Source organism: Luteibacter yeojuensis, from assembly GCF_000964085.1.
Taxonomy (GTDB): Bacteria; Pseudomonadota; Gammaproteobacteria; order Xanthomonadales; family Rhodanobacteraceae; genus Luteibacter; species Luteibacter yeojuensis_A.
This window is the reverse complement of sequence record NZ_JZRB01000087.1, coordinates 1-2,625: the sequence shown is the minus strand read 5'-3', so window position 1 is coordinate 2,625 and position 2,625 is coordinate 1. Positions and strand designations below refer to the sequence as shown.

Below are 2,625 nucleotides of genomic sequence, written 5' to 3'. Positions count from 1 at the left end.
CGCGCGCGAGCGCGCTCCCACAGAGAAGCCCTTGCCCCATGAGTCGTACCACGGTTGCCACCATCCACCTCGGTGCCCTGCGCCATAACCTTGGCCGCGTGCGTGCGCTGGCCGGGGCGGCGCGGGTCATGGCGGTGGTCAAGGCCGATGCCTACGGGCACGGCCTGGAACGCGTGGCGCGGGCGCTCGATGGCGAGGCCGAGGCCTTCGCCGTCGCGGCCATTGCCGACGGCCTGCGCCTGCGCGCGGCCGGGCACCGCCAGCGCATCGTGGTGCTGTCGGGCCCGGATACGCCCGCGGATATCACCGAGATGCAGCGCCTGAAGCTCGAGGCGCTCATCCACCACGACGCCCAGCTGCCCTGGCTGGCGAAGGCCGACCCGGCCCGTGGCGCGCTCACGGTATGGATCAAGGTCGATACGGGCATGCATCGCCTGGGTTTCGCACCTGGCCGCGCCCGCGAAGTGCACGCATTGCTCAAAGCCATGCCGGCCATCGCGCCGGAGGTGGGCCTCATGACCCACTTCGCCTCGTCGGAAGAATTCGAAGGCCACGATACCGTGGCGCAGATCCAGCGTTTCCGCGACGCCACCGCGGGCCTCGACGGCCCGCGTGCGCTGTCCAACTCCGCCGCCGTGCTCGGCTGGCCCGATGCCCGCGGCGACTGGGTGCGCACGGGTGGGTTGCTTTATGGCCTGTCGGTGGTCGAGGGCCGCAGTGGCGCCGATTTCGGCTTCCGCCCCGCGATGACCCTGGCGACACGCCTGGTCGCGATCAACCACCTCGCGAAGGGCGAACGCGTCGGCTACAACGGCACCTACACCTGCCCCGAGGACATGGCCGTGGGCGTCGCCGCCATTGGTTACGGCGACGGTTACCCGCGCAGCGCCGCGCAGGGTACGCCCGTGCTGGTGAATGGCAAGCGGGCACCTCTGGTGGGCCGCGTCTCGATGGACCTCATCACGCTCGACCTGCGGGCCGTGCCCGAGGCCCGCGTGGGCGACCGGGTCACGCTGTGGGGCGAGGGCCTGCCGGTGGAAACCGTGGCCACCGCCGCCGGCACCATCTCGTACGACCTCACCTGCGGCATGACACGTCGCGTACTCTTCGTGGAAGACGAGGGCTAGCGCCTCCGGTATCGCCGCATGCGACACGGGTGCGCTATATAGCTCGCCTGCTTTCGAAGGAACACCGATCACGATGGCCAAGGCCAAGACCGCCTACGTCTGCACCCAGTGCGGCGCCGAACACAGCAAGTGGCAGGGCCAGTGCGCCGAATGCGGCGAGTGGAACGTGCTTTCCGAATTCGTGGTGCAGCCAGCCAAGCCCAACGCCGTGGCCACCCCGGGCGCGCGCCGCGGTGGCTACGCGGGCGGCGCCTCGGGCGCGCCGCAGATCACGCCGCTCACCGAGGTGCTGCTCACGGCCGAATCACGCACCCTCACCGGCATCGGTGAATTGGATCGCGTGCTCGGCGGTGGCCTCGTCGATGGCTCGGTGGTGCTCATCGGTGGCGACCCTGGCATCGGCAAATCCACGCTGCTGCTGCAGATGCTCGGCACGCTGGGCGCCGTACTGCCCAGCCTGTACGTCACCGGCGAGGAATCACTGGGCCAGGTGGCCTCCCGCGCCCAGCGGCTGGACCTGCCGCTGGCGCCGCTGCATGCCCTGGCCGAGACCTGCATCGAGCGCATCCTCGAGCAGGCCGCGTCGGCACGGCCACGCGTGCTGGTCATCGATTCCATCCAGACCATCTGGACGGAAATGCTCACCGCGGCGCCCGGCTCCGTCAGCCAGGTGCGCGAATCGGCGGCCAAGCTCACCCGTTTCGCGAAGGAAACCGGCACGTCGGTGTTCCTCGTGGGCCACGTGACGAAGGAGGGCGGCATCGCCGGCCCGCGCGTGCTCGAGCACATGGTCGATGCCGTGCTGTATTTCGAGGGCGAATCCGGCAGCCGCTTCCGCGTGCTGCGCGCGTTCAAGAACCGCTTTGGCGCGGTCAACGAGCTGGGCGTGTTCGCCATGTCCGAGAAGGGCTTGCGCGAGGTACCCAACCCCTCGGCCATTTTCCTCTCCGCGCACGCGGGGCCCACGCCCGGCAGTGCCGTCATGGTCACGCGCGAAGGCACGCGGCCGTTACTGGTCGAGGTGCAGGCGCTGGTCGACCAGTCGTCGCTCGGCAACCCGCGCCGGGTGGTGCTGGGCCTCGAGCAGAACCGCCTGGCCATGCTCCTGGCGGTGCTCCACCGCCACGGTGGCGTCGCGGCCTACGACCAGGACGTGTTCGTCAACGTGGTTGGCGGCATCCGCGTGCAGGAAACCGCATCGGACGTGCCGGTGCTCATGGCCGTGCTCTCCAGCCTGCGCGACCGCCCGCTGCCTGAGAAAACCATCGCTTTCGGCGAAGTGGGCCTGTCGGGTGAAATCCGCCCCGTGCCAAATGGCGAGGAGCGCCTGAAAGAGGCCGCCACGCACGGCTTCCGCCGCGCCGTGGTGCCCGCCGCCAATGCGCCGAAGCGCGGGCGTGTGGGCGACATGGAAGTGATTGGCGTCGAGCGCCTCTCGCAGGCCATCGACGCCTCCCGGGATTGAATCGCGCAGACCATGTGGGAGCGCGCTTGCGCG

Annotated in this window: 2 protein-coding genes; both read left to right on the top strand. The window is 69.9% G+C overall.

Going from position 1 to position 2,625, the window contains the following annotated elements:
- The first annotated feature begins 38 nt into the window (after positions 1-38).
- Positions 39-1,127, top strand: a complete 1,089-nt coding sequence (gene alr / locus VI08_RS20140; RefSeq protein WP_045831432.1) for an alanine racemase — start codon at positions 39-41, stop codon at positions 1,125-1,127.
- 73 nt (positions 1,128-1,200) lie between these two features.
- Positions 1,201-2,592 carry a DNA repair protein RadA gene (gene radA / locus VI08_RS20135; protein WP_045831431.1) on the top strand — a complete coding sequence of 464 codons (1,392 nt, stop codon included), beginning with the start codon at positions 1,201-1,203 and terminating at the stop codon, positions 2,590-2,592.
- Positions 2,593-2,625: the final 33 nt, after the last annotated feature.

What these genes read in the sequence shown, in the direction of transcription:
- radA (WP_045831431.1), top strand. Translation starts at nt 1,201, where the DNA reads ATGGCCAAGGCCAAGACCGCCTACGTCTGCACCCAGTGCGGCGCCGAA.
- alr (WP_045831432.1), top strand. Translation starts at nt 39, where the DNA reads ATGAGTCGTACCACGGTTGCCACCATCCACCTCGGTGCCCTGCGCCAT.